The 2,682-nt window shown below is 68.4% G+C and carries 3 protein-coding genes; 1 reads left to right on the forward strand and 2 read right to left on the reverse strand.

The annotated features are described in order from the left end of the window. Nucleotides 1–193 precede the first annotated feature (193 nt). On the reverse strand, nucleotides 194–970 hold the full coding sequence (locus ON45_RS19320; protein WP_051063422.1) for a PIG-L deacetylase family protein: 777 nt from the start codon (nucleotides 968–970) through the stop codon (nucleotides 194–196). Continuing rightward, nucleotides 922–1,536, reverse strand: a complete 615-nt coding sequence (gene cofC, locus ON45_RS19325) for a 2-phospho-L-lactate guanylyltransferase (RefSeq protein WP_040496210.1) — start codon at nucleotides 1,534–1,536, stop codon at nucleotides 922–924. The genes ON45_RS19320 and cofC overlap by 49 nt, the downstream gene beginning before the upstream one ends. Nucleotides 1,537–1,626: 90 nt before the next feature. Between cofC and ON45_RS19330 the strand changes: the two genes are divergently transcribed. Further along, nucleotides 1,627–2,640 (forward strand): NAD(P)H-dependent glycerol-3-phosphate dehydrogenase, encoded by a 1,014-nt coding sequence (locus tag ON45_RS19330; RefSeq protein WP_040496212.1) that lies wholly within the window; start codon nucleotides 1,627–1,629, stop codon nucleotides 2,638–2,640. The last annotated feature ends 42 nt before the right edge of the window (nucleotides 2,641–2,682 follow it).

Raw genomic sequence — 2,682 nt, forward strand, 5'->3', positions numbered from 1 at the left:
CCGTCGCGAAGAAGGCGCCTGCCAAGAAGAAGGCGGCGGCCAAGAAGGCTCCGGCCAAGAAGAAAGCAGCTGCGAAGAAGAAGGCCGTGGCCAAGAAGGCTCCGGCGAAGAAGGCGGCAGCCAAGCGCTGACCGTCCCACGAACACGATGAACGGGTGACGGCCTTCCGGGCCGTCACCCGTTCCGCGTCCGGCTAGAGGTCGTCGATCAACGTGAAGACTTCGGCGGCGCGCATCGAGTGTGGGGCACCGAGGAGGCCGAGGCGATCGGCGACCCGGGCGCGGAACTCGTCGAGTTCTGCGTCGTCGACGGCCTTCATGGTCGACTCGAATTGGCTCTGGTGAGCCTCGAGTGCCTCGAGTTTCGTGGCGACGAAGTCGGTGACGTCCTCGACGTGATCGGGCTCGTCCGCCTCCCACAGCAGGAGCGCATCGGGGCGATGGTGTTCGACGGGATGCTCGCGGAAGAAGTGTGGATCGCGGGCCGCGACGATCCCCTCGCATACGAGGAGGCCGGCGTGGCGATGATCGGGATGAAGCCGGTACCGCTTCCACGGGTCGTGGCCGAGCACGACGCTCGGTCGCAACTCTCGGATCGTGAGCGCGACCCGGCCGCGAGCGTCGAGGCCGCTGTCGAGTTCACCGTCGACGTATCCGAGGAATCGGACCTCGCCCGCGTTCGCTCCGGCGAGGCGCCGGGCGGCCTCGCGCTGTTCGTCCTGGCGGCGCGCCGCCAACTCGTCCACGTCGACGTCGGCGTCCCACGTGCCCTTGGATCCGTCCGTACAGACGAGGTGATGGACGGTGCACCCGTCGGCCGCCCATTTGGCCAACAGGCCGCCGCAGCCGAACTCGACATCGTCGGGGTGCGCGCCGATCGCGAGCGCGGATGCCGGTGTCGGCAGGTTCCGCGACCAATCCGTCAGCTCGGTCGATGGATGAAGCGGTTGACCGGGATCGTTGGCAGCCATGGCGGAAGCACCTCTCGCAGGAGTGGTTGGTGGAGATCGGCGGGCGTGTCGAGGTCGATCGACAGCTGGTGATCGAAGCGCACCTCGGTCGCCGCCGTGGAACTCGCCGCGTGATGTCGTCGGAAGGAGCCCGGTCCGTATCGGGCGGCGATCGGGGCGTTGGTCGGGAACGCCATCACGTTCGTTCCCTGGTGCTGGCGATCGGGAACGAACGTCGACGTGCCGGAGCGCGCCTGGTCGACGATGCCGACCGGGAGCGGCAGGTCGGCGTGGCTGACCACGACATGATCGAAGCCGGCGGCGGTGATCGCCCCCACCCCGTCGTCGACGGCGCCGTTCAGGCCGAGCCGGGCGGTCCACAGCGCGGTCGCACCGAGGTCCTCGGCCCAGGAGCGCACGTCGGGATCGTCGCACACCACGAACACCGGGGTGGTTCCGACCGATTCGATCACCCCGGTCGCCAGCCATCGTGCGAGCCGGGCGCGGGTGTCGGGGTCGAGGACGGTGGCGAGCCGTTGTTTCGCCTGGGTGAATGCCTTCACGGGCACGAGCACGGCGACATCCACCCGGCGAGTGTAGGAAGTACCTGCGGGCGAGCTCGCACTACGGTGATCGGCGATGCGTCGACCTCCTGAAGCGCGTCGGTCGGGACGGACATGACAACGAGGAACCCGCCAGCCATCTCCGTCGGCGTGATCGGCGCCGGATCGTGGGGAACGACCGTCGCCGCGCTGACGAGCGCGAACACGACGACTCGACTGTGGGCGCGGCGCAGCGAACTCGCCGACGAGATCAACGAGCACCACACGAATTCGCGTTACCTCTCCGACTTCGCGTTGCCCGAGCAGTTGACCGCGACGAGCTCGATGGAGGAGATCGTGCGGTCGTCGGATGTGATCGTGATGGCGGTCCCGTCGCACGGCTACCGGGACGTCGCCCGGGACGTGGCGGAGCACCTGCGGCCCTGGGTCCCGATCGTGACGCTGTCGAAGGGCCTCGAGCGGGACACGCAGCAGCGGATGAGCGAAGTGACGGCCGAGGAGATGCCCGGCCACCCGGTGGCGGTGATGACCGGCCCGAACCTCGCCAAGGAGATCATCCGCGAGCAACCGGCCGCGAGCGTGGTGGCCATCGACGACGAGCGCATCGCCGGTGTGCTCCAGCGCTTGTTCGCGCGGCCGACGCTGCGGGTGTACACGAATCCCGACGTGATTGGTTGCGAGGTCGCCGGAGCGGTGAAGAACGTGATCGCGATCGCCGCCGGGATGGGCATCGGGATGGGATTCGGCGACAATACGCGGGCCACGCTGATCACCCGTGGTCTCGCCGAGATGACCCGCCTCGGCCTCGCACTCGGTGGTGAGCTGGGCACGTTCTCCGGATTGGCCGGGATGGGCGACCTCATCGCGACGTGCGCATCGGTGCAGAGCCGGAACAACACGGTCGGTCGGCGGTTGGGGGAGGGTGAGACCATCGACGAGATCGTCGACAGCATGAACATGGTCGCCGAGGGCGTGAAGTCCTGTCCGAGCGTGCTCGACCTCGCCCGGGTGGCCGGGGTGGAGATGCCGATCACCGAGCAGGTCGTCGCCGTCTGCCACGAGGGTCGATCGGCGAAGGACGCCCTCACGGCGCTGATGGAGCGCGACGCCGGCAGCGAACTCCGCTGACAGCCATTCCGTTCTCGTGATCAGTTCCGGCGCTCCGTGCGC

The sequence above is a fragment of the Ilumatobacter nonamiensis YM16-303 genome (assembly GCF_000350145.1).
Lineage (GTDB): Bacteria > Actinomycetota > Acidimicrobiia > Acidimicrobiales > Ilumatobacteraceae > Ilumatobacter_A > Ilumatobacter_A nonamiensis.